Origin of the sequence: Stenotrophomonas sp. RG-453 (assembly GCF_033843685.1) — a bacterium.
GTDB classification, from domain to species: domain Bacteria; phylum Pseudomonadota; class Gammaproteobacteria; order Xanthomonadales; family Xanthomonadaceae; genus Stenotrophomonas; species Stenotrophomonas bentonitica_A.
In genome coordinates, this window is record NZ_JAMYED010000005.1 from 22,470 (window position 1) to 48,538 (window position 26,069).

The following is a 26,069-nucleotide window of genomic DNA, read 5'->3' on the forward strand; positions in this document are numbered from 1 at the left end:
ATGTTCCCGCAGCTCGCGCTGGTACCGGGCGAGCCGGCGGGGATCGGCCCGGAGCTCTGCCTCCGCCTGATCCAGCAGCCGCGCGCCGATTGCCGGCTGCTGGCCTTCGCCGACCCGGATACCCTGCACGCCGCCGCCGCGGCGCTGTCGCTGCCGCTGCAGCTCCTGCCTGAAGACGCGATCGCCCGCCAGCCGGGCGATCTGCCGTTGCGGGTGGTGCCCAATGCGGTGCCATCCCGTTTCGGCACCCCCGACCCGGCCAATGCCGGCGCGGTGATCGGCGCCCTGCGCCAGGCCGGCCAGGCCTGCCTGACCGGTGAACTGGCCGGCGTGGTCACCGGCCCGGTGCACAAGGCGGTCATCAATGAAGGCGGCATCGCCTACAGCGGCACCACCGAACTGCTGGCCGACCAGGCCCGCACCCCGGTGGTGATGATGCTGGCCAACGAGATCGTGCGGGTCGCCCTGGCGACCACCCACCTGCCGCTGCGGTCGGTGGCCGATGCGATCACCGCCGATGGCCTGGCCTTGACCCTGCAGATCGTCCACGACGCCCTGCAGCGCGATTTCGGCCTGGCCTCGCCCCGTATCGCCGTGCTCGGGCTCAACCCGCACGCCGGCGAAGACGGCCACCTGGGCCGCGAGGAGCTGGACCTGATCATTCCGCTGCTGGAGCGCCTGCGCGCCCGCGGCATGGACCTGGTCGGGCCGCTGCCGGCCGATACCGCCTTCCTGCCGGCCAAGCTGGCCGGGTTCGACACCGTGCTGGCCATGTACCACGACCAGGGCCTGCCGGTCCTCAAGTACAGCGGCTTCGAACAGGCCGTCAACATCACCCTGGGCCTGCCCTACCCGCGCGTCGCGGTCGACCACGGCACCGCCCTGGATCTGGCCGGCCGCGGCATCGCCGACCCCTCCAGCCTCCTCGCTGCCACCGCGCTGTGTGCCCGGCTGGCGCGCCAACGTACACTGGTGCCATGACTTCTTCGTATTCCTCCTCCGGCGCGCCCGGTTTCTCCGGCCCCGCCAAGAAGCAGCTCGGCCAGCACTTCCTCGCCGACCGCAGCTATATCGACAAGATCGTCCTGGCGGTCAACCCGAAAGACGGCGACCGCCTGGTCGAAATCGGCCCGGGCCAGGGCGCCATCACCCTGCCGCTGCTGCGCCGCCACCCGAAACTGACCGTGATCGAGTTCGATCGTGACCTGGTCGGGCCGCTGGCCGCCGCCGCCGAACCGCTGGGCGAGATGACCATCATCCACCGCGACGTGCTGCAGGTGGATTTCACCGAGCTGGCCGCCGGTAGTCCGATCCGCCTGGTCGGCAACCTGCCCTACAACATCTCCTCGCCGATCCTGTTCCATGCGCTGGACCACGCGGCGGTGATCACCGACATGCACTTCATGCTGCAGAAGGAAGTGGTCGACCGCATGGCCGCCGATCCGGGCAGCAAGGTCTACGGCCGGCTGAGCGTGATGCTGCAGGCGTTCTGCAAGGTGACCTCGCTGTTCGTGGTGCCGCCGGGTGCGTTCCGGCCGCCGCCGAAGGTCGATTCGGCCGTGGTGCGGCTGGTCCCGCGCGATCCGGCCACGGTCGGCATCCTGGACCGCAAGCGATTTGCCCACGTGGTCAAGGCCGCCTTCGGGCAGCGCCGCAAGACGCTGCGCAATGCACTGCAGAACGTATGCACGCCCGAGCAGTTCGAAGCAGCCGGGGTGCGCAGCGATGCCCGTGCCGAGCAGCTGGACGTGGCGCAGTTCATCGCGCTGGCGAACGTGCCGTACACCGACGGTGACGACGCCGCGCAGGGATGAGCGCCTCGCCCGCGGCCCCCGGGCGCCGCGCGCACGTGGAACCGCCTGACCTTCATGACGGGGCGCTGCCAGCCGGGCAGCACTCATCTCATCGTGCACAACTTTTACTACACTGCCTGCATGAACGACGCTGCAAATTACGCGATCTCCGTCGAGGTCGCCCCCCGCTTCCTCGATGACCAGTCCACGCCGGAGGACGGGCGCTACGCGTTCGCCTACACGATCCGCATCCTCAACCAGGGGCGCGTCGCCGCACGCCTGGTGGCCCGCCACTGGCGGATCACCGATGCCAATGGCCGCACCGAGCGGGTCGACGGCGACGGGGTGATCGGCGAGCAGCCGCGGCTGCGCCCCGGTGAAGACTTCCGTTACACCTCCGGTGTCATGCTGGAGACCGAGCACGGCACGATGCAGGGGCACTACGACATGGTGGCCGATGACGGCACCGAGTTCGCCGCCCCCATCGCGCCGTTCGTCCTGACCGTTCCGCGCACACTGCACTGATGGAGGCGCACGCATGAGTGTCTGGGCCATCGGCGACCTGCAGGGCTGCTACGACGTCACCCAGCGGTTGCTGGAAAGGATCAACTTCGACCCCGCGGTCGACAAACTGTGGTTCTGCGGTGACCTGGTCAACCGCGGTGGGCAGTCGCTGGAAACCCTGCGCCTGGTCCATTCGCTGCGCGAGAGCAGCGTGATCGTGCTGGGCAACCATGACCTGTCGCTGCTCGCGGTCGGTGCACGCACCGAGGAAGAGCAGCGCAAGGTCAACCCGGACCTGCTGCGCATCGTGCAGGCCGAGGACCGCGACGAGCTGTTGGAATGGCTGCGCATGCAGAAGCTGGCCCATGTGGACCGTGAGCTGGGCTGGATGATGATCCACGCCGGCCTGGCCCCGAAATGGACCACCCAGCTGGCCGAGAAGCACGCCCGCGAGGTCGAGCAGCAGCTGCATGGCAGCGGCTACCGCAAGCTGTTCCGCAACATGTACGGCGACAAGCCGAGCTGGTCGCCCGGCCTGGCCGGCTACGACCGCTCCCGCGCGATCATCAATCTGTTCACCCGCATGCGCTACTGCACGCCGCGTGGCCGGATCGGGATCGAGGACAAAGGCACGCCGGGTACGCAGGAGCAGGGGCTGTATCCCTGGTTCGAAGTGCCGGGCCGCGCCGAGCGCGATCTGAAGATCGTCTGCGGGCACTGGTCCGCCCTGGGCCTGACCATCACCCAGGGCGTGCACGCCATCGATACCGGCGCGGTCTGGGGGGGCAAGCTCACCGCCCTTCAGCTGGATACCGACGAGCTGCGCGTGGTGCAGGTGCCGGGCCGCGATGTGCCCAAGCCGGTCTCCGCGCCGCGTCCGCCGGCACGCCGGCCGGCCGCCGAAGGCACGCCGCCGAACGGGCGCCCGCCGCGCCAGGGCCAGGGCCAGGGGCGCGACCGTGGCCTTGGCGGCCAAGGCCGCCAAGGCGGCGGCACCAGGCCCGCACAAAGCACACAGCCGCATCCGCAGCACAGCGACGTCACCAGCGACGCGGACTGAGCCGCAGGCCGGTCAACACGACCGGCCTGCCTGCACCGCCGGCTCAGGCGCGGCGGTAATCCACGAAATCGAACGCGAACGCGTGCCGCTCGTCGGCCGCGTGGTGTTCCCGCGCCACTTCCACCCATAGCGCCGGATCGACCGGCGGGAAGTGGGTATCGGCCGGGACGGTGGTGTGCACCCAGGTCAGGTGCAGATCGGTGGCCTGGTCCATGGCCAGGCGATAGATTTCGCCGCCACCAATGACGCACAGCTCTTGTGCGCCCGCATCGCCTGCAGCCTGCAGCGCCTGCTCGATCGAAGCCACCGCCTGCATGCCCTCGAACGGCACCTGGCCACTGCGGGTCAGCACCAGGTTCAGGCGGCCCGGCAGGGCGCGACCGAGCGACTGTGCGGTCCTGCGCCCCATCAGGATCGGCTTGCCGACGGTCAGCGCCTTGAAGCGCTTGAGATCATCCGGCAGCTTCCACGGCAGGTCGTTGTCACGACCGATACCGTGCTCGGTGTCGAGCGCAGCGATCAACGAGAGCTTCATGCGCGGGCCACTCACACGGCCACCGGAGCCTTGATCGCCGGGTGCGGGTCGTAACCGTCGATGCGGATGTCCTCGAACTGGAACCCGAACAGATCGCTCACCTCGGGGTTCAACCACAGCGTCGGCAGCGCGCGCGGTTCACGCGACAGCTGCTCGCGGGCCTGTTCGAAGTGGTTCGAATACAGGTGCGCGTCACCCAGCGTGTGCACGAAATCGCCAACGCCCAGCCCGGTGGCCTGCGCCACCATGTGGGTCAGCAGCGCGTAGCTGGCGATGTTGAACGGCACGCCCAGGAAGATGTCGCCGCTGCGCTGGTAGAGCTGGCAGCTGAGCTTGCCGTCCACCACGTAGAACTGGAACAGGTTGTGGCACGGCATCAACGCCATCTGCGACAGCTCGCCCACGTTCCAGGCACTGACCACCAGCCGGCGCGAATCGGGGTTGCGCTTGATCTCGTCCACCAGCCACTGCATCTGGTCGATCGCGCCGCCATCGGCAGTGGCCCAGCTGCGCCATTGCTTGCCGTAGATCGGGCCGAGGTCGCCGTTGGCATCGGCCCACTCGTCCCAGATCCGCACCTGGTGGTCCTTCAGGTACCCGATGTTGGTATCGCCCTTCAGGAACCACAGCAGCTCATGGATGATCGAGCGCAGGTGCAGTTTCTTGGTGGTGACCAGCGGAAAGCCGTCATTGAGGTTGAAGCGCATCTGCCAGCCGAACACGCTGCGCGTGCCGGTGCCGGTGCGGTCGGATTTTTCCGTGCCGTGCTCCAGCACGTGCTCGAGCAGCGCCAGGTAGGCCTTCATGCCTTGGCTCCTGCCGGGGCGACCGGCAGCACCGGCTGCAGCACCGGCGCGCGACGCGACAGCGCCAGCAGGACCAGGCCGAACGCCACCAGCGGCAGGCTGAGCAGCTGGCCACGGGTGAACCAGTCGAAGGCGAGGTAGACGCCGTTGTCGGGCATGCGCACGAACTCCACTGCGAAGCGGAAGATGCCGTACATCAGCGCGAACAGGCCGGCGATCACATAGCGGTGGCGCGGCTTGGCGGAGACCGCCCACAGCACCACGAACATCACCAGGCCTTCCAGCAGCGCTTCATACAGCTGCGAAGGATGGCGCGCGTACTGGTTGAGCGCGCCGGTGGCGAACTCGGCCTTGAGCGTGGCCAGGTCCAGACCGTTCAACGGCGCCGGCAGGCCGCTCGGGAACACCACGCCCCAGGTGCCGTCGGTGTACTTGCCCCACAGCTCGGCGCCGATGAAGTTGCCGATGCGGCCGAAGCCCAGGCCCAGCGGCACCAGCGGGGACATGAAATCGAGGGTGTCGAACAGGTGCAGGCGGTGCTTGCGCGACCACCACCACGAGGCGAACAGCACGCCGAGCAGGCCGCCATGGAAGCTCATGCCGCCGTCCCACACTTTGAACAACAGCAGCGGGTTGTGCAGGAATTCGGCGGTCGTGTAGAACAGCATGTAGCCCACGCGGCCACCGACAACCACGCCGAGCATCGCGTAGAACAGCAGATCGGAGAAGCCGTTGGCATCGACCCCGGGCAGGCGACCGGCGGCGATCCGCTTGCGCCCCAGCCACCAGGCAGCGGTGAAGCCGAGCAGGTACATGATGCCGTACCAATGCACCTTGATCGGCCCGAGCGAGATGGCGATGGGGTCGATGTCGTGGAAATAGATCATGAAGGGCGCCTTGCAGAGATGCCGATATTCTAGCGCCGCCCGGGAGCGGCCTCGCGGCGGCCCCGACCGCGCCATTGCCAGGCTTCAGCCCAGGATCTGCGGCGTGTCCGGCAGGCCGTCCTCCTGTGACCCCGGAAGGGGCGGATAGTGCCCGGCCAGCAGGTCCGACACCTCTTCGATCGCCAGCAGTACGCCCGCCTGCAGGGCCCCCTCACGCAGCCGCTGCTGCATGTGCGCGCAGATCGCCTGCCACTGCGCCTCGCCGATGCGCCCGCGCAGGCCGCGGTCAGCGACCAGCTCGATGGCATGGTCGGCCAGCAGCAGGTAGATCAGTACACCGTTGTTGTGTTCGGTATCCCAGGTGCGCAGTTGGGCGAAGGCATGTTCGGCGCGCTGTTGGGGCGTGACGCCCTGCCACAACGCGGCCAGCGGCAGATCCGCTTCCACCGCGAACATCACCTGGCCACCGTGGCGTCGCTCGCCGGCGCTGATCGCATCGGTGATCGCCTGCAGATGTGCCGCTGGGAAGGCGCGCCGCACCGACGGAGAAAACACGTGCCGGAGCCAGCGCATCACCAGCCTCCCGAGGCGCCACCGCCTCCCGAACGCCCACCACCACCGCCCCAGCCACCACCGCCGCCGAAGCCACCGCCACCACCGAACCCGCCGCCACCGCCACCGCCCCAGCCACCGCCACCCCAGCCGCCACTGCGCGCGAACACGCCGCCGCGACCGGCCGATGTCAGGCCGACCAGCAGGCCCACCACGGCGGCCGCGCCACTGGCGACCACCAGCGAGGTGAACAGGAACGCGGCCACCCCGGCCCCGGCACCGCTGGCCAGCGCGCGCAGCGGTCGCGGCAGCCAGCCCAGCATGCCGCGCAGGAACAGGCCGGCAAACAGGCCGATGCCCAGCGCCATCGTCCAGTTGCCCCCCGCCGGGGCGTCCTGGGCGCGATGCGTGCTGACCGGCGCGGGCAAGGCCTCGCCGTCGATCAGTTTGACCAGTGCAGCGCTGGCATCGGTGAGGCCGCCGGCGTAGTCGTTGCTGCGGAACCGCGGGGCCAGGTATTCCTGGATCACCCGGTTGGCGATCGCATCCGGAATCGCGCCTTCCAAGCCGTAGCCCGGCTCGATGCGGACCCGGCGGTCGTCCTTGGCCACCACCAGCAGGACGCCGTCGTCCACGCCCTTGCGGCCGATGGACCACTGCTCGAACACACGCTGGGTGTACTGCTCGATGGTTTCCGGCGCGGTGCTCGTCACCATCAGGATCTGCAGCTGGCTGCCCTTGCGCTGCTGCAGCGCCAGCGCCTGCGCCTCCAGCGCCTGGATCTGCGCTGCGTCCAATGTGCCGGTGGTATCCACCACCGGCGAGGACATCGGCGGGATGGCCGCCTGGGTCTGCGCCCAGGCAGGCAGCGCCAGCGCCAGGCAGAGCAGCAGCAGGAAACGCAGCAGGCGCGTGCTCACGGGCTCAGTTCGCCGGCTGTGGCTGCTGCTGCGGGGCCTGCGGCTGCGGCTGCGGCGCGGGGGCCGGTTGCTGCGAACCGAACTTGACCGCCGGCGGCTGCGAGATCTGCGCTTCGTTCTCCACCGTGAAGTTCGGCTTGGTCGCATAGCCGAACAGCTTGGCAGTGATCACCTGCGGGAACTGGCGGATGTAGGTGTTGTAGTCCTGCACCATCTGGATATAGCGGCCACGCGCCACGGTGATCCGGTTCTCGGTGCCTTCCAGCTGCGCCTGCAGATCGCGGAAACCCTGGTCGGACTTCAGGTTCGGGTAATTCTCGGTGACCACCAGCAGGCGTGACAGCGCACCGCTCAACTCACCCTGGGCCTGCTGGAACTGCTTGAGGGAGTCGGCATCGTCGGCGTTGACGTTGACCTGCCCCACGCGTGCACGGGCGTTGGTGACGTCGGTCAGGACCTGGCGTTCCTGGTTGGCATAGCCTTCCACGGTCTGCACCAGGTTGGGGATCAGATCGGCGCGGCGCTTGTACTGGTTGAGCACCTCGGCCCAGCCCGCCTTGACCTGCTCATCCTTCTGCTGGATGGCGTTGTAGCCGCAACCGGACAACAGGGAGGCCAGCACGGCCAGGCACAACAAACGGGAGAACGATCGCATGGCCGGCTCCGGATCTCGATGAACGGGATCCGGAGCATGCCACGTCTGCAGTAAAGCCGGCGTAACCAGCCACGCCCCCTGAGTCAGGGGGCTGCCGCTTCCCCCTCCTTCTTACCAGTTGCCGGCACCCGGCACGTGGTGGGCCACGGCGCGGCGGCGCATCAGCAGGTTCAACCATTCCACCAGCACCGAGAAGCCCATCGCGGCATAGATGTAGGGCTTGGGCACGTGCACGCCCAGGCCGTCCAGGATCAGCACCACGCCGATCAGCAGGATGAAGGCCAGGGCCAGCATCTTCACGGTCGGGTTGGCGTCGATGAAGCGGCCCAGCGGGTTGGCGGCCAGCAGCATGACGGCCACCGACAGCAGGATCGCGGCGACCATCACCGGGATGTGGTCGGCGATGCCGACGGCGGTGATCACCGAGTCCAGCGAGAACACGATGTCGATCACGGCGATCTGCGCGATCACCATGCCGAACACGGCCGAGGCCTTGGTGGTGGTCGGGTCTTCGTCTTCGCCGCCGGTGATCAGCTCGCGGATCTCCATGGTGCCCTTGATGATCAGGAACAGGCCACCGAGGATCAGCACCAGATCGCGGATGGAGATGCCCATGCCGGCGATGGTGAACAGGTTGGCTTCCATGTGGGCCAGGTAGGCCAGCGAGACCAGCAGCAGGATGCGGGTGATGCAGGCCACCGCGATGCCGAGTTTGCGCGCGAACGGGCGGCGCGCTTCGGGCAGCTTGCTCACCGCGATCGAGATGAAGACCAGGTTGTCGATGCCCAGCACGATTTCCAGCGCGCTCAGCGTGAACAGGGTCAACCAGACATTGGGGTCGGACAACAACTCAAGGAACATGGACTTCCATCCTTACAGGGGGGATGACGCGCGTAACGCGTCAGAGGTGTTACGTCAGAGGATCTGCGGCAGCAGGATCAGGACCCAGCACACCAGTACGTTCATCATCAGCACGAAGACCGCGGCCGAGCCCATGTCCTTGGCGCGACCGGCGAGCTCGTGGAACTCCGCGCCGTAGCGCTCGATCACCGCCTCGATCGCCGAATTGGCCAGTTCCATGGCCAGCACCAGCAGCACCGAGCCGATCATCAGCGCGCGTTCCACCGGGGTCTGGCCGAGCCAGAGTGCCAGCGGCGCGAGCACGATCAGCAGGTAGACCTCCAGCCGGAACGAGGACTCGTGCAGCCAGGCTGCACGCAACCCCTGCCAGGACCACACCGCGGCCTTGAAGATGCGCTTGGGGCCGCGCGGCAGGTGGCCGATTTCATCGGCCATGGGCAGGCACCCCGGTCGGCAACGCACGCCGGAACGGCAGGAACAGCACACGGCAGACAGTCATGGGCATCGCTGAATGGGGCAGGCAATCCCTCATTTTGCCATAAGCGGGTCGGGGCATTGTCGAAGGCGGCCAACGCCCGTTCGTGGTAAAGCGCGCCCGGGCCGCAACTTCTATGATGAACGTCTACCCGTCCGGGCGCCCCAGGCGCCCCACCACAGGAGTCGTCCATGCTGCACCGTCGTGCCCGCCCCCTTCTGCTCGCTCTTGCCCTGGGGGCCGCCCTGCCCGCGCTGGCGCGCTCCCCCGCCCCTGCCGCACCGCAGGTGCCGACCCAGGTCTCCAACGTGGCCTGGGCCGGCGACATGGCGCAGTTCGCGGCCCAGGACGCGGCCAACCCGCCGCCGCGCGGCGGCATCGAGTTCATCGGCAGCTCCTCGGTACGCATGTGGGAGAGCCTGGCCACCGATTTCCCGGGCCAGCCGGTGTTCAACCGCGGCTTCGGCGGCTCGGAAGTGCGCGACAGCACCTGGTATGCCGACCGCATCGTGATCCCGTATGCGCCGTGCAAGGTGTTCTTCTACGCCGGCGACAACGACCTCAACAGCGGCCGCAGCCCGGCCCAGGTCCGCGACGACGTGGTGGCCTTCGTGCAGCGCGTGCACCGCGACCTGCCCAAGACGACGGTGGAGATCATCTCGATCAAGCCCAGCCCGTCGCGCGCGAACCTGCTACCCGCGGTGGTGGAAGCCAACGGCTTGATCCAGAAGGCCCTGGCCTCGCTGCCCAACACCGGCTACACCGATGTCTACACGCCGATGCTCGGTGCCGATGGCCAGCCACGCGCCGCGCTGTTCCGCGAGGACATGCTGCACATGACCCCGGAAGGCTATGCGATCTGGCGCAAGGCGCTGGCGCCCAAGGTGCAGTGCGACTGAACCAGGCGGGGAGGCGCCGCGCCTCCCCGATTCAACGGTAGTGGATCGTGGCCTGGGTGCCCTGCCCGGGCGCACTGCTCAGGCCGATCTTCCAGCCGAAGCGGTCGCACAGCCGGCGCACGATCGACAGCCCCAGCCCGGTGCCCTGCGGGCGGCTGGGTTCGGCACGGTAGAACGGCTCGAACGCGCGGCTGAGCGCTTCGGGCGACATGCCGATGCCGGTATCGCGCACGACCACCCGGTCGTCTTCGACATCGACATCGATCCGGCCTTCGTCGGTGTAACTGCAGGCGTTGCGCAGCAGGTTGCTGACCACCACCTGCAGTACCCGCGGCGGGGCGTGCAGCATCACCGGGCCGTGGCTGTGCAGGTGGATCTCGACCGGTCGCCCGGCGATCAGCTCGCGGGCGTTGTCGACCTCGTAGCGGACGATCTCATTGACGTCGAACAGCTCGACCTGCGGCTCGACATCGGCCTCGCGGGCCAGGATCAGGAAGGCATCGATCACCGCTTCCATGTCACGCCCGGCGCGCTGGATGCGCTGCAGGCCACGGCGCAGGCGTGGCGTCATGTCCTGGTCGCCCAGTGCCATGTCGCTGGCCACGCGGATCACGGTGAGCGGGGTGCGCAGCTCGTGGCTGGCATCGCGGGTGAAGTTGCGTTCGCGCGCGACGTGCGCGGTGACCTTGGTCGCCAACGAGTGCAGCGCGGCGGCCAGCTGGCGGGTCTCGCCCTGCATGTCGGCCGGCAGTTTGGCCGGCGCCAGATCGGCCGCCTCCGGGTGCCCGGGATCCCAGCGCGACACGCGCCTGGCCAGCCAGTTGACCGGCGAGACCAGGCGTTTGGAGGCGCGGTAGGTGATCCAGGAGGCGCCATAGACGGCCAGCAGGGTCAGCAGCACCGGCACCACGCCGAACCAGAACGCCAGCATCTCCGCGCGCGAGCGCAGGAACACCAGGTACAGGCGGCCTTCCGGACGCGCATCGACCAGCACCAGTTGGTCGTCGTCCTTGAGCTCGTGGAAGCCGGGAGGGAGCGTGCGAAGGTTGGCTGGCAGGCTCAGCGGCGACTGCCCGGTCTCGAGCAGATACCCGCGGATGTTCTGGGTGTTGGGCGGCGGCTGCACCGGCGAGGCCTCGTGCAATTGCCAGTAATAGCTGGCCTCTTCCTGCAGCGCGCTGCTGACCAGGCTGTGCTTGATCACCAACGACACCAGCCATGCGCCCAGCAGGATGCCCAGGCTGGCGAGCACGGCTTGGAGGATGAAGACGATGCGGATCTTGCGCGGCAGACCGTGCGGCATTACGGGGTCCAGGGCGGTTCGCGGCGATTATAGGAAAGCTTGCCGTGATTCCATCGTGCAAACCATGACAACGGCCCGGCAAGCGCCGGGCCGTCATGCTCCAGAGGGTGCCGGAGGGTCGCCGCCCAGCTCACCGGCAGGTGGCCGAGCGGCGATGGATCCCCTGTCAGCTCATCGGCTGGGCGATATCGGCAATGCGGTAACCGGCACTCTGCACCGTGTGCAGCAGCGGGCGGTCGAACGGCTTGTCGATGATCTTGCGCAGGTTGTACAGATGGCTGCGCAGGGTGTCCGAGTCGGGCAGGCCATTGCCCCAGATCTCGCGTTCGATTTCCTGGCGGGTCACCACACGCGGCGATTCGCGCATGAGGATCGTCAGCAGGCGCAGGCCGATCGGCGAGAGCTGCAGTTCGGTCCCGGCACGGGTGGCGCGCATGCTGACCGGATCGAGCACGAGGTCGGCGACCTTGAGCACTTCCGAGCCGACCTGGCGACGCTCGCGGCGGATCAGCGCGCGCAGGCGGGCTTCCAGTTCCTGGATCGCGAACGGCTTGGTCAGGTAGTCATCGGCGCCGAACCCCAGGCCGGTGAGCTTGTCGTCCAGCGTGTCGCGCGCGGTCAACATCAGCACCGGCGTCGACTTGCGGGCGTCGTTGCGCAGGCGGCGACAGACCTCGATGCCGTCCAGACGCGGCAGCATCAGGTCCAGCACGACCACGTCGTAGCTGTTCTCGGCCGCCAGACGATAACCGTCCAGCCCATCCTGGGCGTAGTCGACTTCAAAGCCGCGCCCTTCCAGGTACTCGCCGATCATCTCGGAAATATTACGGTTGTCTTCGACCACCAGCACCAGGCCGGAGGTCTCCTTTGTCTGACGCATGGGATTCCCTCTTTCTTCAGCTTTGTGAAACATGCCGCATCGCCAGTGGACGCGGCGTGAAGTTCCTCACACACCGATCAAAGCAGGGGTTTGAGCAGCGGCCAGACGTTGTCCAGCACCTGCGGCTGCGCAGCTGCGGTGGGGTGCAGCCCGTCGGCCTGCATCAGGTTGGGCTTCAGCGCCACGCCTTCCAGCAGGAACGGCAGCAGCGGTACGTCGTACTGCCGGGCCAGCTCCGCATAGGTCTTGCGCAGGCGCTGGCGGTAGGCCGGGCCGTAGTTGGGCGGCACGTCGATGCCCAGCAGCAGCACCTTGGCGCCGGCCTTCTGGCTGGCCACGATCATCTTTTCCAGGTTGCCGCGCAGCTGGGCCGGAGTGAGCCCGCGCAGCGCATCGTTTCCACCCAGCTCGATCACCACCACCGAAGGGCGGTGCTTCTCCAGCAGGCCCGGCAGGCGGGTCAGCGCGCCGGCGGTGGTTTCGCCACTGATGCTGGCATTGATGATCGCCGGCGGCGGCTTGATCTGTTGTTTGACCCGCTGCTGAAGCAGGTTTACCCAGCCCGACGCGGCCGGGATATTGTGGGCGGCACTGAGGCTGTCGCCGACCACCAGCACCGCTGCACGGGTGTCCGGACCTTTGGCACAGGCCAGCATCGGCATCAGCAGCAACCATGCCAGCAGCCAGCCCATCGGGGCCGCACGGCCCTTTCCACTTGCTTGGTTCATTGGAGAATCCTCATCGACAGCCTGTCCCCCCGCAGCGCGCCCGTCGCCATCGCCGCCCACAACGTGGGCAAGTCCGCACGTGGCCCGGAGGGTGAAGTCCACATACTGGACAACATTGACATGACCGTCCATGAAGGCGAGAGCGTGGCCATCGTCGGCGCTTCAGGTTCGGGCAAGACCACCCTGCTCGGCCTGCTCGCCGGGCTGGACCTGCCGAGCCACGGCAGCATCGCGCTGGCCGGTGCCAATCTCAACACGCTCGATGAGGAAGCCCGCGCGCAGCTGCGCGCGCGCGAAGTGGGTTTCGTCTTCCAGAGTTTCCACCTGTTGCCGGCGTTGACCGCCGAAGAAAACATCGCGCTGCCGCTGGAACTGGCCGGCCGCGAAGATGCCGCGCGGGTGCGCGAGGTACTGGAACAGGTCGGTCTCGGCCACCGTGCGCGTCATTACCCGCGCCAGCTCTCCGGTGGCGAGCAGCAACGGGTGGCGCTGGCGCGTGCGTTCGTGGCGCGGCCGCGCATCCTGTTCGCCGATGAGCCGACCGGCAGCCTGGACCAGGCGACCGGGCAGCAGATCAGCGACCTGCTGTTCGCGCTCAACGCCACCAGCGACACCACTCTGGTGCTGGTCACCCACGACCTGCGCCTGGCCCAGCGCTGCGAGCGCATCTACCAGCTTGACGGTGGACGCCTGGCCGACACCGTTGCCGGCGTCGGCGCATGAACGTCGTGCGCCACGCGGCGCGTGCGCTGCGACGCGAGTTCCTGGCCGGCGATCTGCTGACCGTATTCGCCGCGCTGGTATTGGGCGTGGCGGTGATGACCGCCGTCGGGACATTGGTCAACCGCGTGACCCTGGCACTGACCAGCAGCGCGGCGGAGATGCTTGGCGGCGACCTTGGCCTGAGCGGCCGGGAAGACATCCCGCAGACCTTCGCCGATGCAGCGCGCGAGCGCGGCCTGGCCAACACGCGCATGGTCAGCTTCCCCAGCGTGCTGTTCCATGGCGATGACAGCCAGATGGCCAACATCAAGGCGGTCGCCGATGGCTATCCGCTGCGTGGCGAACTGCGGGTCAGCCGCAGCCTGCATGACAACGCCAGCGACACCGCAGGAACGCCGCCGCCAGGCGAGGCGTATGCCCATCCGCGGCTGATGCAGGCGCTTGGCCTGCAGGTGGGCGATGCACTGGAATTTGGCGCAGGCACGTTGACGGTGACGCGCGTGCTGCAGGCCGAGCCGGACACCTCCGGTGAGCTGATGCAGCTGTCGCCGCCATTGCTGGTCAACCGCGTCGATGTGGACCGTGCTGGCCTGCTGGGGCCGGGCAGCCGCGCGTCGTACCGGATGATGTTCGCCGGTGAGCCGGCGAAGATCGAAGCCTTCCGCGAATGGCTGACGCCGCAGGCCAAGGGCTATCGGATCGTCGGCATCGACGATACCCAGCGCGGGGTGCGCGGCGCATTCGATCTGGCCGGCCGTTTCCTGTCGCTGGCTGCGCTGTTGGCGGTGTTGTTGGCCGGTGTCGCCACCGCGCTGGCCGCCAACCGCTTCGCGATGCGCCGCATCGATCAGGTGGCCATCCTGCGCTGCCTGGGCGCGCGCCAGCGCGACATCCTCACGGCAATGGCGCTGCAGCTGGTGATGCTGGCGGTGCCGGCCTGTCTGGTCGGCATCGGCTTGGGCATGGCGGCGCAGGCCGGGCTGGTGCAGGCGCTGGGGGGATTGATTCCGAACCGCCTGCCGCTGCCGCAGGCCACACCGGCACTGAGTGGTGCGGGCATCGGCCTGGTGCTGCTGCTCGGCTTTGGCCTGCCGCCGTTGCTGCGCCTGCGCAGCGTGCCGCCGATGCGCGTGCTCAACCGCAGCTTCGCGGCGTTGCCGCCGAGTTCCATGCTCGTCTATGCGGCCGCGCTGGCGGCCACCGTCGCGCTCACGGTGCAGGCCACCGGCGACGTCAAGCTGGCTGCGTGGGTGCTGGGCGGGCTGGCCGCGCTGGCGGCACTGGCCGGTGCGCTCGGTGCGCTGCTGCTGTGGCTGCTGCGTGGCGTGCAACCGCGCCTGCGCGGGCGCTGGAAACTGGGCCTGGCCTCGCTGACGCGGCGGCGCGGGCTGGCGGTGATGCAGCTGGTCGGCCTGTCGCTGTCGCTGTGTTCGCTGCTGCTGCTGTCGGTGATCGGCCCGGGGTTGTTGGCGCAGTGGCGCGACCGCCTGCCGACCGATACGCCGAACTACTTCCTGATGAACATCCAGCCGGAGCAGCGCGATGCGGTGCTCTCGACCCTGGCCGGGCTGGGCGTCGTCTCGCCGGGCATCGAGCCGTTCAGTACCGGTCGCCTGCTGGCGGTCAACGCGCGTCCGCCGCAGCGGCAGGCGCGCGAGGACAACAGCAACGAGGACGACGATGCCAACCGCCCGGTCAACTTCTCGTGGCGGCATGATTTCCCGCCGGCCAACACGCTGCTCGGCGGAACCTTCTGGAAGGCCGGCAGTACCGCGGCGGAAGCCTCGATCGAACAGGGCTGGGCCGAGCGTTACGGGATGAAGCTGGGCGACATGGTCACGCTGCAGATGGGCGATCAGGAGCGCAGCTTCACGGTCACCAGCATCCGCAAGGCGGACTGGGATTCGTTCCGGGTCAATTTCTTCCTGCTGCTCAACGAAGGCGCGGTGGCCGATGCCCCCTACAACCTGATCACCGCTTTCCACCTGCCGCGCGCGCAGGCACCGGCGCTGGCCGGGCTGACCCGGGCGTACCCCAATATTTCGCTGCTGGACATCGACAGTATCCTCGAGCGCGTGCGCGAGGTGATCAACCGGGTGACGCAGGCGGTGCAGCTGGTCATGGGCTTCAGTCTGCTGGCCGGCCTACTGGTGCTGCTGGCGGCATTGCAGGCCACGGCCGGCGAGCGCCGCTATGACAGTGCGGTGCTGCGCACGCTGGGGGCCACGCGCCGCCAGCTGCGGGGCGCGGTGCTGGTCGAGTTCGGGGCGCTGGGCCTGTTGTCGGCGTTGCTCGCGGTGGGCACGGCGGCGCTGCTGGGCAGCGTGGTGGCGCGGCAGGTGTTCGAGTTGACGCTGAGTCCGCCCTGGGGGCCGTTGCTGCTTGGCGGTGGGTTGGGCGTGCTGTTGAGCATGCTGGCCGGCTGGTGGGGCACGCGGCGGATCCTGCATACCCCGCCGGCGCTGGCCCTGCGGGAGGCATGAGCACGCGGCGATGACACGGGCACGGGGCGTGCCTCGGTATGCTGCACGCCCCTGCCCCCCTGAGATCGCCCGGATGCCCGGCACCCCGTTCACTGCCTATCTGTATCCCGTACTGCTGCTGCTGGGCAGCAACATTTTCATGACCTTCGCCTGGTACGGGCATCTGAAGTACAAGAGTGCGCCGTTGATGACGGTGATCCTGGTCAGCTGGGGCATCGCGTTTTTCGAGTACTGCCTGCAGGTACCGGGCAACCGCCTGGGCAGTGCGGTGTATTCGGCGCCGCAGTTGAAGGGCATGCAGGAGGTGATCACCCTGGTGGTGTTCGCGGCCTTCTCGGCGTTCTACCTGGATCAGCCGCTGAAGTGGAACCACTGGGCCGCGTTCGGGCTGATCCTGGTAGCGGCATTCCTGATGTTCAAGGAATGAGGGCGACGCCCGCATTCGGGCCGCCACCGGCTGCGCGTCGGTGACAGCTGCGATGGCGCGGCATCGTCGCCGGGCCGGCCCGTTGTTTCAGATTACAGCTGGATCACCGGCATGCCGTCGGCTGCCCACGCTCCGCCGCGGCGAGCGGCGGTGGCGCAGCAGCAGTCGTCGACCCATAGCTCGCCTTCGGCCCCTTCGACGTGGCCGATCCGGCGCGCGGTGGTCGCCCCCAGGGCCGACAACGAGGCCAGGCTGGCGGCGAGTTCGCGGCCTTCGCCGACCTGCAGGCGCAGTGCGCACATGCGCCAGGCGTCGTTGCCCAGGCGCACGGCCAGTCGCCGCCACAGGCGCTCGGCGACGCCGGCGTCGTTGACCGGCTCGGGGCGTGCGGGGAAGGCGGAAACCAGGCGGTCCCAGGCGAGGAAATCGCTGTCCGGCAGCAGGTACAGTCGCCAGCAGCAGCGGCCGCGGGCATCGACGAAGCACAGGCTTTCGCGGATGCCTTCGCTGTCCATGCCCTGGCAGGCGTGGGCAGACACGGCGTGCTTCCAACCGCCGAGTTCACTGCTGTCCGGGCGGTACAGGCACAGCACGGTGCCCAGTGAGGCCAGCTGTGCGGCCGATGGCAGGCCGGCGATGGGATGGCGGCCCGGTGGGCGGCCGACGGAAAGGGCGCGGCTCATGGGATCTACCTGCAATCGGCGGTTGCGGGGGAGACCCTCGACCCACGCCGCGGGCCGGAGCCGACGGCGGAGTGTCGAGGGGGAGAGAGCTGGGATAACGGCCTGCCCAGGGAAGGCACGGATCGCGTAGCCACGCGGTCATTGGTGCCTCCCCGCGGGGGAGGCAGCGCCGTTACTTGGTCAGGATCAACTTGTCGTTGCTGGTATGGCGCAAGCGATAGAAGCGGTCGCCGTGCTGGATCAGGATTTCACGGCGGCCCTTGAGCAGGGCTTCGCTGTCGATCACTTCTTCGGGCGGGACCACGCGGACCGGACGGTCGCGGAGGGTCAGCGTTTCGGGGCGCAGCAGTACAGCAGCTTGAGTGTTCATCGTCTGGACTCGTTGCGAGGGGCGAGTCAAATGATAATGATTCTCAGTTAACAATCAACAACCATTCTCAATTTGATAGATGGCATTAATGATCGCAATTCATCTATCAATAGATTTTGTCAATGGCACAGCGGAGAAGTGTGCCGCTCAACGGGATTGCGGAGCCGGCCAGCGGCCGGCACGAGCTTCCACCGGTCGGGTAGCTCTAAGTCCCTGTCGAACAGGGATCGATAGTGCCGGCCGCTGGCCGGCGCCCCTGCTTCCCAACCGATCGATCAACCAAAGACCGCGTCCACCTGCTGCCAGACGCTTTCATCGAGCTGCTCGAACAGCGCCAGTGCGCCCAGGTTCTCTTCCAGCTGGCTGACCCGGCTCGCGCCGAGGATCACGCTGGACACGTTGGGATTGCGCAGGCACCAGGCGATCGCCAGTTGCGCCGGGGAGACCCCCAGCTGCGCGGCCAGCGCGGTATAGCGGCGGACCCGCTCCAGGCGGTCGCTGCCATCCTCGAGCACCTGCGCCTTCAACCAGCCCAGCTGTTCCTGGCCCAGCCGCGACTGCGGGTCGACGCCGGCGTTGTACTTGCCAGTGAGCAGGCCCGAGGCCAGCGGCGACCAGATCGTGGTGCCCAGCCCCGCCTCGGCATACAGCGGCGCGTACTCGCGCTCGACCCGCTCGCGGTGCAGCAGGTTGTACTGCGGCTGCTCCATCGACGGGGCATGCAGATGGCGTGCACGGGCGATATCGACCGCTTCCTGGATCTGCGCGGCCGACCATTCCGACGTGCCCCAATACAGCACCTTGCCCTGGCGGATCAGGGTATCCATGGCCTGTACGGTCTCGGCGATCGGGGTGTCCGGATCCGGACGATGGCAGTAGTACAGGTCCAGATAGTCCACCCGCAGGCGCTTGAGCGCGGCGTGGCAGGCGTCGGTGACGTGTTTGCGCGACAGGCCCTGCTGGGTCGGGCGCGGGTCGTCGACCGCCCCGAAGAACACCTTGCTGGAGACACAGAAGCCATCACGGGGCAGGCGCAGGTCGGCGATCACATCTCCCATCACCTGCTCGGCGCGGCCGCGGGCATAGCCCTCGGCGTTGTCGAAGAAGTTGACCCCGGCATCCCAGGCGGTGGCGATCAGCTTGCGGGCCTCATCGCGGCCGATCTGGTCGCCGAAGGTCACCCAGGCCCCGAAGGACAGGGCCGAAAGCTTCAGGCCGGTGGAGCCAAGACGGCGATAGAGCATGTGATTCTCCTGCTGCGGGCCCGCAACCGGGCCGGATCGATGCCGGTAAGTGTAGAGGGTGGCGCGCAGCGCGCGCAGGCCGGCCGCCGCGATCTCACGGCCCGTGACACACCACGCGCCAAGCCAGCCATGCCTTGTCGATACAGGCCCGATCACGACCGATCGGCTCGCAGACGCTGCTTTTCCTTGCCCCGCCCTTGCCGCTGCTCTAGGCTTCCCGTTTTTCGCGGCGCCCCAAGGGAAGTCTCATGGTCGAAGGTTTGGGCAGGATTGGCTTCGGCCTGTTCGGGTTGGCAGTGCTGATCGGCATTGCCTGGTTGTTCTCGAACAACAAGCGGGCCGTCGACTGGCGCCTGGTGGTCACCGGTATCGCACTGCAGATCGCCTTCGCGGCGGTGGTGCTGCTGGTGCCGGGTGGCCGTGATGTGTTCGATGCGCTGGGCAAGGGCTTCGTCAAGATCCTGAGCTTCGTCAACGAGGGCTCGGGCTTCATCTTCGGCAGTCTGATGAACACCGAGCAGTTCGGTTTCATCTTCGCCTTCCAGGTGTTGCCGACCATCATCTTCTTCTCGGCGCTGATGGGGGTCATGTACCACCTCAACGTGATGCAGACGATCGTGCGTGCGATGGCCTGGGCGATCACCAAGATCATGCGCGTGTCCGGTGCGGAAACCACCAGCGTCTGCGCCAGCGTCTTCATCGGCCAGACCGAAGCACCGCTGACGGTGCGCCCGTACATCGCCAAGATGACCCAGTCCGAGCTGATCACGATGATGATCGGCGGCATGGCGCACATCGCCGGCGGCGTGCTGGCCGCCTACGTGGGCATGCTCGGCGGCAGCGATCCGGCCCAGCAGGCCTTCTACGCCAAGCATCTGCTGGCGGCGAGCATCATGGCCGCCCCGGCGACCCTGGTGGTGGCCAAGCTGCTGGTGCCCGAAACCGGCACCCCGCTGACCCGCGGCACGGTCAAGATGGAAGTGGAGAAGACCTCCAGCAACATCATCGACGCCGCCGCGGCCGGTGCCGGCGACGGCCTGAAGCTGGCGCTGAACATCGGTGCGATGCTGCTGGCCTTCATCGCGCTGATCGCGCTGCTGAACGCCCCGCTGACCTGGCTGGGTGACGTGACCGGCCTGGCCGCGATCATCGGCCGCCCGACCGACCTGTCCACCCTGTTCGGCTACCTGCTGGCCCCGATCGCCTGGGTGATCGGCACCCCGTGGGCCGATGCCACCACGGTCGGCTCGCTGATCGGCCAGAAGGTCGTGATCAACGAGTTCGTGGCGTACTCGGAGCTGTCCAAGATCGTCAACGGCCAGGTGCCGGGCATGGTGCTCTCCGACGAGGGCCGCCTGATCGCCACCTACGCGCTGTGCGGTTTTGCCAACTTCAGCTCCATCGCGATCCAGATCGGTGGTATTGGTGGTCTGGCACCGGAGCGCCGCCACGATCTGGCCAAGTTCGGCCTGCGTGCGGTGCTGGGCGGTACCATTGCCACCTTCATGACGGCGACCATCGCCGGCGTGCTGACGCATTTCAGCTGATATCCGTTCCCTGAGAAACAGTCTTTATGAGTAGCAGTGTCGTCGTAATCGGTTCCTTCAATGTGGATCATGTCTGGCGTTGTGAGTCGCTCCCGGCCCCGGGTGCGACCATTGCCGGCCGCTACAGCACCGGTCCCGGCGGCAAGGGCTTCAACCAGGCCGTGGCCGCCCGCCGTGCCGGCGCGCCGACCACGTTCCTGTGCGCGCTGGGCGATGACGCCGGCGGTGCGATGGCCCGCGGGCTGGCCGAGCAGGACGGTTTCGCGCTGACCGCCGAGGCCAGCAGCGAGCCGACCGGCACCGGCGGCATCTATGTCGACAGCCGCGGCCGCAACACCATCGTGATCGGCCCGGGCGCCAACGCCGCGTTGAGCCTGGGTTTCGTTGACCAGCAGCGTGCGCTGCTGGCCGGTGCCAAGGTGGTGCTGGCGCAGCTGGAATCGCCGGTGGAAACGATCGAGGCGGCCCTGGCCATCGCACGCGAGGCCGGTGCCACCACCGTGCTCAACGTCGCGCCTGCCGATGCGCCCTCCAGCATCGGCCTGCTCAAGCTGGCCGATGTGCTGACCCCGAACGAGACCGAGTTCGCCGCCCTGCTCGGCCGTCATGTCGGCGAGCGCGTGGATGCCAACGATGTCGCCGCGCTGGATGGCGCCAGCCTGCATGCGCTGTGCCGCAAGCTGGTCGGCAACGGCACCGTGGTGGTGACGCTGGGTTCGGTGGGTGTGTTCGTCTCGCACGCCGAAGAGAACCTGCGTGGCGATACCCAGCCGTATTACCGCGTGGGCGCCGAGCAGGTGCAGGTGCTGGACACCACCGGTGCCGGCGATGCGTTCAACGGCGCCCTGGTCGCCTCGATCGCGCAGGACCCGGAGGCGGCCTTCGCCCGTCACGTGCGGTTCGCCAACCAGTTCGCCGGTCGTTCGACCGAGAAGGAAGGCGCCGCTGCGGCGATGCCGCACTTCACCCCGGGTGATGCCGAGAACAAGTAAGCGTCACCGGTGTGGATATCGGAAGGCCAGCGTTCGCGCTGGCCTTTTTTTGTTCGCGACCGTGAGGGCCCCGTAGCGACCGGTAGGCCCCTCGGCAAATGTCCCCCGGCCGCCGCCTTGCGGCGACGGCCTCCTCCTTGATTTTGCCCAGGGGCCTACCGGTCGCTACGGAGCTCCGGCTCGCGGTATGCAAAAGGAAAACCGGTGCTCTCCATGCAACGCCGGTGGCCTGGACACGTGGGGCGCGATGCCCTTGTGGGCGAAATCAAGGGGGAGGCGGCGGCCGCAGGCCGACGCCGGAGGACATTCGCCGGCAAGGGCATCGCGCCACAGCGCCCGACCCACTGACCGCCGCGCCTGCACTCGCCTTCGAGGATGGATCAGCCGTCAGGCCCCAGCGACGTCGCCAAACAGCGCGGTGATCCACAGCGCCAGCGCGCCCACCAGGAGGCCGGCAAGCACGTCCAGCAGATCGTGCTGCCAGGTGGTGAGTGTCGAGACCAGGATCAGCCCACAGGCGCCGTGCCACAGCCAGCGCAACGCCGCCGTATCGGCCAGCAGCCAGCGCCGCCATGCCTGCCAGACCACCACCAGTACCGCGGCATGCAGCGACGGCGCCATGTTGAACGGCGCCTCGAACGCGCGCAGCTGGGCGAACACCAGTCCGCTCGCGCCATCCGGCTGCGGCAAAACACGCACGTTGCCGGTCGGCCAACACACGAAGGCGAGCATGCAGGCGGCCTGCACCAGCGCGATGGCCATCGCATGGCGGCGCAGGGCGGATCGGGTCGGACAGAGGAAGAACGTCAGCGGGTACAGCAGGTTCAGCGCCAGGTACGGCCAGATCGTCCATGGCCAGAACGGGATCGCCTCGTCCCAGCGACCGTGCAGGCTGTAGGTATGGGCCTGGCTGGCGGCCCATTGATTGGTCCAGCTGTAGCCATGGATGAACATCGCGCCGAGCAGCAGCATCCACAGCATGGCCTCGCGCCAGGGCGGATGCGGGAGCGGAGCGCGGGCATGAGGCGGGGTGGGCACGCGCGCACCGTAGCAGAACGTGGCAAGCGTGTTTGCCGCTATCCTTGCGCTTTCGCGGATACCGGGACTGTACGCAGTGGCAGCAGCAGGCAGTCAGCAACACGCACGTACGCACGCGGACACACCGCGCTGGACGCGCAATCCGGCCTGGGCCCTGTTTTCGCAGACCCATGCGCAGCGCCCGCTGCTGCTGGTGTCCGGTGGCGCCGACGAATTGTATGTGGTCGACGAGGCCGATACCCCGACGGTCATCGAACGCATCCTCGGCCATTGGCAGGACGACACACTGACGCTTCTGCAGGACGATGCCGACTGTGGCCCGGCGGTCCGCCAGTTGATGCGCCTCGGCGTACTGGTGCCGTCGCAGGCGGCGCGCCCTGTGCGCCGCTATGCACTGGATTGGCTCGGGGAACCGCTGCCTGGGCTGGCCGAGGCCTTCGACCAGCATGCTGGTGCGGACCTGCAGCGCGTCGATGCCGCCGCCGATGCCGATCTCCTCGTGCTGGTCCGCCACGGGCTCGGCTGGGAACAGGCCTTGGCCCGCTACGTGTCACATATGCCGGTACAGCCGCATCTGCTGCTGGACCTCAGCTATCACCATACCCTCGCGCTTGGACCCTATGTGGCGCCCGGCCAGACTGCCTGTGTGTATTGCCTGGGCAACCGCGTACTGCGCCGCTGGGGCGAAGCGGTGGTGCCGGCACTGCCGGAAGTCGCAGCGCAACCGGCACGGATCGCGGCGCTGGTCGCGCCGTTGCTGGATCAGCCGCACCTGTTGCTGGGCTATCTCGAACGCAGCGTCTGGCTCGACCTGCATCGCCTGCATGGGGAACGCGACCGGGTGCTGCGGCTGCCGTGGTGCCCCGCCTGCCAGGGCGGTGAGATGTCGATGCCTGCACCGCTGCCGCTGCCTTGGGACACCGGGCGCCCGTGATAATGTGGGGCGTGCGCCGGGCGTTTCCGCCTCGGTCAACGGAGTGACCCCATGTATCGCCTGCCGACCCAGTTCGATGCCAGTGCCTCGCGCCAGGACCTTGCCGCGGCAGGTGGCGGCTCGACATCGACTACCTGCAGTTCCTGCGTCGTCACCCTGCTCGGCACCTCGGTACTGTCGGCAGTGGTGCTGGGCAAGCTGGAACCCGTCGCGCCCGCCGCCATCAGCAGCGCCGCAGACATCCCCCCCGTCACCGTCGATACCCCCACCGAGCGCCACGGCCAGCCACCTGCGTTGCCGCAGGAACCGCCCAGTGCCGTCACTCCCGATCACCCGGCGGCACCGGCACCGGTGATGCCGGCAACCGGCCTGAGCCGCACCAGCCGGATACTGCTGGGGCTGTTCGCCTTGCCGCTGGCCGCGATCGGCGGCGGCATTTTCATCAGCACCTCCAACCCGATATTCGGGCTGTTCGTCGCCGTCGGGCTGTATCTCGGCATTTATGCCTTGGTCTATGAGCGCGCGGGGCGTTCGCTCGGGCGCGGCATCGGCATCGCCATCGGGCTGCTGCTGGGCCTGTTCGCCGTGGGCGCGCTCGAGATGATGCTCTGGCTGAGCGTGATGAAATGAGCCGCGCCGCCGTGCAGGCGGCAGAGCCGGATATGCCCACGCTGTCGTCGCACCTGCTGCACGGCGCAGCGCGTCCGCGCTGTGGCCTGGTGCGCCCGGCCCAACCGATCGAGGCCAACCCGTGCGATGCAACCGGCCCCTTGTTCGAGGGACGGCGCGTACACAATGCCGCCACGCCGGCCGACCCGGCCAATCCCTGGCAGGGCGTCTCGGGCGCGGTTGCGCTGGAGGCCGCTGCGGCCGCCGACGGCGCGGTCGCCGAGGCGCTGGAGCGGCTGGCGGCGGCGCAGGCGAGCCTGGACGTGCGTCGTCGCGATGCGCTGACGCCCACACAACGTCTGGACGAATCGGCGTTCGCGCTGTTCTCGGCGAGCCAACGCGCCATGCCGGACTTCCCGTGGCCGATGCCCGAACGCGACGAGGACCTGTTCGCAGCGGTGCATGCGCTGGACGACAACCGGGTCGCCTGGGTGCCGCAAGAGCTGGTTGGACTGGGGCCGCGCAGCGGCCAGGCGCGATTGCCATCGACGTCCAGTGGTCTGGCGGCCTGGCGGGATGGGCGCGATGGCGCCTGGCTGGCGCTGTTGCGCGCGGCGCAGGAACTGCTGGAGCGCGATGCACTGGCGGTCACCTGGCTCAATGGCGTGGCCGGCCGGCGAATCGCCCTGCCGGCGCAATGGCACGCCCATGTGGACGCGCGCGGTGGTGAACTGCAGGCGTTCGACCTGACCCAGCACTGGAATCCGCACCCGGTCATCGCGGTCGCCGGTGGCATTCCCTTCGAAGGCCGCCCCCGCTACGTCCTCGGCATCGCCTGCCGCGCCGATCCGGGCGAGGCACTGCACAAGGCGCTGCTGGAATGGCAGCAGGCACTGACCTTTGCCGCGCATCTGTGTGGCCGCGAAAGCGCCCGGCTGCCTCGTGAACCCGCAGCGCTGCGCAGCTTCGACGAGCATGCCGCCTTCTACACCCTGCGCCCGGAGCTGTGGTCGCAGCTGCCGCTGCTGCGGGAGGCGGGCCGCAGCACGTTGCAGTTGCCCCCACCCGGCGCAGCGGATCGCCCGGCCGCGCCGCGCGCGATGGGCGAGCTGGATCAGCTGCGGCGCCGGCTGGGCCGTGCCGGCATCGCGCTGTACTACCGCGAGTTGACCACCGCCGATGTGGCCGCGGCTGGCCTGCGGGTGATGCGGGTGTTGTCGCCACAGCTCAGCGGTCTGCATGCCGACGAACGTGCGCCGTTCCTTGGTGGCCGCTGCCGGGACGTGGCATGGCGCTATCCCGGCGTGCCGCACGGCGGCGCTTTTCCCAACCCCTTCCCGCATCCATTGGGCTGATCCCCGAGGACCGCATGCCGTCACCGCCTTCCCCCTGGGACGATGCCCCGCTGTTCCATCTGTTCTGGCACAACGGCGAGCTCAATCCCGCGCGCGCAGACGTGATGCGCGCGCGCATCGCCGAAGATGCCGCACGCGCCTGGTCGCCGCCACGGCCGTTGCATGCAGCAGCCGGCGTCGCCTTGCCGGACCCGGTACGCCCCGGCGATGCCCTCGCGCAGCGCCGCAGTGGCCGCCGTTTCGGTGATGTACAGTGGGGCGTGAAGGAACTGGGGCGCGTGCTGGCCCCGCTGCGGGCCCGGCCCGGCGACAGTGACACGCGGCGTCTGCCGTCCGGTGGGGCCAAGTACCCGATCCAGGCCTATGCCGCGCTGTACGGCATCGACGATGCGATCGCATCAGCGCCGGGCATCCATTGGTACGACCCGCTCGAGCACGCGCTGGTACCGGTGGGGCCCTGCCCCGCATGGCCGGCGCTGTCCGGGCTGCTGGGCGTGGACTGGCCGGAGCGGCCGGCGGCCGTGCTGTTCCTGATCGCCGAGCCAGGTGGGACGCTGGCCAAATACGGCGAGCGCGGCGGCCGCTTCGTGTTGATCGAGGCTGGAGTCTGGCTGGGAGCGCTGGGGCAGCAGGTGGCGTCGATGAACGCCGCCGGCTGCGCGATCGGCTCGTTCGACGACGCCGCCCTCCTGGCCCTGCTCGGGCTCGACCCGCAGCGGCATCTGGCGGTGTTGGCCTATGCGTGCGGCCCGGTGCCCTGAACGATCGCCGGAATCGCGGCAGGCCGCACCTGATCATGCGATTCC

Annotated in this window: 29 protein-coding genes; 14 read left to right on the top strand and 15 right to left on the bottom strand. The window is 68.4% G+C overall.

Going from position 1 to position 26,069, the window contains the following annotated elements:
* The 4 genes from pdxA to NJD74_RS10815 all read left to right on the top strand — a co-directional run bounded on the left by pdxA (nucleotide 1) and on the right by NJD74_RS10815 (nucleotide 3,357).
* Entirely contained in the window at nucleotides 1-981 is a 981-nt protein-coding gene (gene pdxA / locus NJD74_RS10800; protein ID WP_319624176.1) for a 4-hydroxythreonine-4-phosphate dehydrogenase PdxA, read from the top strand.
* Nucleotides 978-1,814: a 16S rRNA (adenine(1518)-N(6)/adenine(1519)-N(6))-dimethyltransferase RsmA gene (gene rsmA / locus NJD74_RS10805; RefSeq protein ID WP_019182429.1), complete on the top strand. Its 837-nt coding sequence runs from the start codon at nucleotides 978-980 to the stop codon at nucleotides 1,812-1,814. The genes pdxA and rsmA overlap by 4 nt, the downstream gene beginning before the upstream one ends.
* Nucleotides 1,815-1,934: 120 nt before the next feature.
* On the top strand, nucleotides 1,935-2,318 hold the full coding sequence (gene apaG / locus NJD74_RS10810) for a Co2+/Mg2+ efflux protein ApaG (RefSeq protein WP_046272001.1): 384 nt from the start codon (nucleotides 1,935-1,937) through the stop codon (nucleotides 2,316-2,318).
* Nucleotides 2,319-2,331: 13 nt separating this feature from the next.
* Nucleotides 2,332-3,357 carry a symmetrical bis(5'-nucleosyl)-tetraphosphatase gene (locus NJD74_RS10815; RefSeq protein ID WP_319624177.1) on the top strand — a complete coding sequence of 342 codons (1,026 nt, stop codon included), beginning with the start codon at nucleotides 2,332-2,334 and terminating at the stop codon, nucleotides 3,355-3,357.
* 43 nt (nucleotides 3,358-3,400) lie between these two features.
* On the opposite strand, the gene NJD74_RS10820 is transcribed toward NJD74_RS10815, so the two are convergent.
* The 8 genes from NJD74_RS10820 to NJD74_RS10855 form a co-directional block, all read right to left on the bottom strand.
* Nucleotides 3,401-3,892, bottom strand: coding sequence for a dihydrofolate reductase (locus NJD74_RS10820; RefSeq protein ID WP_319624178.1), 492 nt, complete (start codon nucleotides 3,890-3,892; stop codon nucleotides 3,401-3,403).
* Nucleotides 3,893-3,903: 11 nt separating this feature from the next.
* On the bottom strand, nucleotides 3,904-4,698 hold the full coding sequence (locus NJD74_RS10825) for a thymidylate synthase (RefSeq protein ID WP_319624179.1): 795 nt from the start codon (nucleotides 4,696-4,698) through the stop codon (nucleotides 3,904-3,906).
* Nucleotides 4,695-5,585 carry a prolipoprotein diacylglyceryl transferase gene (gene lgt / locus NJD74_RS10830; protein ID WP_319624180.1) on the bottom strand — a complete coding sequence of 297 codons (891 nt, stop codon included), beginning with the start codon at nucleotides 5,583-5,585 and terminating at the stop codon, nucleotides 4,695-4,697. The genes NJD74_RS10825 and lgt overlap by 4 nt, the downstream gene beginning before the upstream one ends.
* 84 nt (nucleotides 5,586-5,669) lie before the next feature.
* Nucleotides 5,670-6,158 (bottom strand): TPM domain-containing protein, encoded by a 489-nt coding sequence (locus tag NJD74_RS10835; protein ID WP_319624181.1) that lies wholly within the window; start codon nucleotides 6,156-6,158, stop codon nucleotides 5,670-5,672.
* Nucleotides 6,158-7,057: a TPM domain-containing protein gene (locus tag NJD74_RS10840; RefSeq protein WP_319624182.1), complete on the bottom strand. Its 900-nt coding sequence runs from the start codon at nucleotides 7,055-7,057 to the stop codon at nucleotides 6,158-6,160. The genes NJD74_RS10835 and NJD74_RS10840 overlap by 1 nt, the downstream gene beginning before the upstream one ends.
* 4 nt (nucleotides 7,058-7,061) lie before the next feature.
* A complete protein-coding gene (locus NJD74_RS10845; RefSeq protein ID WP_319624183.1) occupies nucleotides 7,062-7,712 on the bottom strand; it encodes a LemA family protein in 651 nt (216 codons plus the stop codon).
* A gap of 111 nt (nucleotides 7,713-7,823) precedes the next feature.
* A complete protein-coding gene (locus tag NJD74_RS10850) occupies nucleotides 7,824-8,573 on the bottom strand; it encodes a TerC family protein (protein ID WP_319624184.1) in 750 nt (249 codons plus the stop codon).
* 54 nt (nucleotides 8,574-8,627) lie between these two features.
* A complete protein-coding gene (locus NJD74_RS10855; RefSeq protein WP_070471748.1) occupies nucleotides 8,628-9,008 on the bottom strand; it encodes a diacylglycerol kinase in 381 nt (126 codons plus the stop codon).
* A gap of 231 nt (nucleotides 9,009-9,239) precedes the next feature.
* On the opposite strand from NJD74_RS10855, the gene NJD74_RS10860 reads away from it, so the two are divergent.
* Nucleotides 9,240-9,947: an SGNH/GDSL hydrolase family protein gene (locus NJD74_RS10860; RefSeq protein WP_319624185.1), complete on the top strand. Its 708-nt coding sequence runs from the start codon at nucleotides 9,240-9,242 to the stop codon at nucleotides 9,945-9,947.
* A 31-nt stretch (nucleotides 9,948-9,978) separates the two neighbouring features.
* Here the strand turns inward: NJD74_RS10860 and NJD74_RS10865 are convergent, their stop codons facing one another.
* From NJD74_RS10865 to NJD74_RS10875, 3 genes are all read right to left on the bottom strand, one after another.
* Nucleotides 9,979-11,250, bottom strand: coding sequence for a HAMP domain-containing sensor histidine kinase (locus NJD74_RS10865; RefSeq protein ID WP_019182441.1), 1,272 nt, complete (start codon nucleotides 11,248-11,250; stop codon nucleotides 9,979-9,981).
* 166 nt (nucleotides 11,251-11,416) lie between these two features.
* Nucleotides 11,417-12,130 (bottom strand): response regulator transcription factor, encoded by a 714-nt coding sequence (locus NJD74_RS10870; protein ID WP_019182442.1) that lies wholly within the window; start codon nucleotides 12,128-12,130, stop codon nucleotides 11,417-11,419.
* Nucleotides 12,131-12,207: 77 nt separating this feature from the next.
* Nucleotides 12,208-12,858 (bottom strand): arylesterase, encoded by a 651-nt coding sequence (locus NJD74_RS10875; protein WP_102789550.1) that lies wholly within the window; start codon nucleotides 12,856-12,858, stop codon nucleotides 12,208-12,210.
* A gap of 120 nt (nucleotides 12,859-12,978) precedes the next feature.
* Between NJD74_RS10875 and NJD74_RS10880 the strand changes: the two genes are divergently transcribed.
* The 3 genes from NJD74_RS10880 to NJD74_RS10890 all read left to right on the top strand — a co-directional run bounded on the left by NJD74_RS10880 (nucleotide 12,979) and on the right by NJD74_RS10890 (nucleotide 16,491).
* Nucleotides 12,979-13,581: an ATP-binding cassette domain-containing protein gene (locus tag NJD74_RS10880; RefSeq protein WP_319624186.1), complete on the top strand. Its 603-nt coding sequence runs from the start codon at nucleotides 12,979-12,981 to the stop codon at nucleotides 13,579-13,581.
* Nucleotides 13,578-16,064 carry an FtsX-like permease family protein gene (locus NJD74_RS10885; protein ID WP_319624187.1) on the top strand — a complete coding sequence of 829 codons (2,487 nt, stop codon included), beginning with the start codon at nucleotides 13,578-13,580 and terminating at the stop codon, nucleotides 16,062-16,064. Before NJD74_RS10880 ends, NJD74_RS10885 begins: the two co-directional genes overlap by 4 nt.
* A 73-nt stretch (nucleotides 16,065-16,137) precedes the next feature.
* Nucleotides 16,138-16,491 (top strand): DMT family protein, encoded by a 354-nt coding sequence (locus NJD74_RS10890; protein ID WP_019182446.1) that lies wholly within the window; start codon nucleotides 16,138-16,140, stop codon nucleotides 16,489-16,491.
* 92 nt (nucleotides 16,492-16,583) lie between these two features.
* Here the strand turns inward: NJD74_RS10890 and NJD74_RS10895 are convergent, their stop codons facing one another.
* From NJD74_RS10895 to NJD74_RS10905, 3 genes are all read right to left on the bottom strand, one after another.
* On the bottom strand, nucleotides 16,584-17,174 hold the full coding sequence (locus NJD74_RS10895; protein ID WP_019182447.1) for a hypothetical protein: 591 nt from the start codon (nucleotides 17,172-17,174) through the stop codon (nucleotides 16,584-16,586).
* Between the two features lie 172 nt (nucleotides 17,175-17,346).
* A complete protein-coding gene (locus NJD74_RS10900; protein ID WP_019182448.1) occupies nucleotides 17,347-17,544 on the bottom strand; it encodes a hemin uptake protein HemP in 198 nt (65 codons plus the stop codon).
* 275 nt (nucleotides 17,545-17,819) lie between these two features.
* Nucleotides 17,820-18,788, bottom strand: a complete 969-nt coding sequence (locus tag NJD74_RS10905; RefSeq protein WP_019182449.1) for an aldo/keto reductase — start codon at nucleotides 18,786-18,788, stop codon at nucleotides 17,820-17,822.
* Between the two features lie 248 nt (nucleotides 18,789-19,036).
* On the opposite strand from NJD74_RS10905, the gene NJD74_RS10910 reads away from it, so the two are divergent.
* Together NJD74_RS10910 and NJD74_RS10915 are read left to right on the top strand one after the other, a co-directional pair.
* Nucleotides 19,037-20,335 carry a nucleoside transporter C-terminal domain-containing protein gene (locus tag NJD74_RS10910; RefSeq protein WP_019182450.1) on the top strand — a complete coding sequence of 433 codons (1,299 nt, stop codon included), beginning with the start codon at nucleotides 19,037-19,039 and terminating at the stop codon, nucleotides 20,333-20,335.
* Between the two features lie 26 nt (nucleotides 20,336-20,361).
* Complete coding sequence (locus NJD74_RS10915) at nucleotides 20,362-21,327, top strand: ribokinase (protein ID WP_019182451.1); 966 nt, start codon at nucleotides 20,362-20,364, stop codon at nucleotides 21,325-21,327.
* Between the two features lie 387 nt (nucleotides 21,328-21,714).
* On the opposite strand, the gene NJD74_RS10920 is transcribed toward NJD74_RS10915, so the two are convergent.
* Complete coding sequence (locus tag NJD74_RS10920) at nucleotides 21,715-22,308, bottom strand: phosphatase PAP2 family protein (RefSeq protein ID WP_070471744.1); 594 nt, start codon at nucleotides 22,306-22,308, stop codon at nucleotides 21,715-21,717.
* A 133-nt stretch (nucleotides 22,309-22,441) separates the two neighbouring features.
* Here NJD74_RS10920 and NJD74_RS10925 point away from each other — a divergent pair, with 133 nt between their 5' ends.
* From NJD74_RS10925 to NJD74_RS10940, 4 genes are read left to right on the top strand one after another with little or no spacing between them, the layout of a single operon-like run.
* Complete coding sequence (locus NJD74_RS10925; RefSeq protein WP_070471743.1) at nucleotides 22,442-23,299, top strand: hypothetical protein; 858 nt, start codon at nucleotides 22,442-22,444, stop codon at nucleotides 23,297-23,299.
* Between the two features lie 51 nt (nucleotides 23,300-23,350).
* The gene (locus tag NJD74_RS10930; protein ID WP_046273664.1) at nucleotides 23,351-23,929 is read left to right on the top strand and encodes a hypothetical protein; all 579 of its coding nucleotides are present in this window, start codon (nucleotides 23,351-23,353) and stop codon (nucleotides 23,927-23,929) included.
* Nucleotides 23,926-25,263: a YcaO-like family protein gene (locus tag NJD74_RS10935; RefSeq protein WP_070471742.1), complete on the top strand. Its 1,338-nt coding sequence runs from the start codon at nucleotides 23,926-23,928 to the stop codon at nucleotides 25,261-25,263. Before NJD74_RS10930 ends, NJD74_RS10935 begins: the two co-directional genes overlap by 4 nt.
* A gap of 14 nt (nucleotides 25,264-25,277) precedes the next feature.
* Nucleotides 25,278-26,024: a SagB/ThcOx family dehydrogenase gene (locus NJD74_RS10940; protein ID WP_319624188.1), complete on the top strand. Its 747-nt coding sequence runs from the start codon at nucleotides 25,278-25,280 to the stop codon at nucleotides 26,022-26,024.
* Nucleotides 26,025-26,069: the final 45 nt, after the last annotated feature.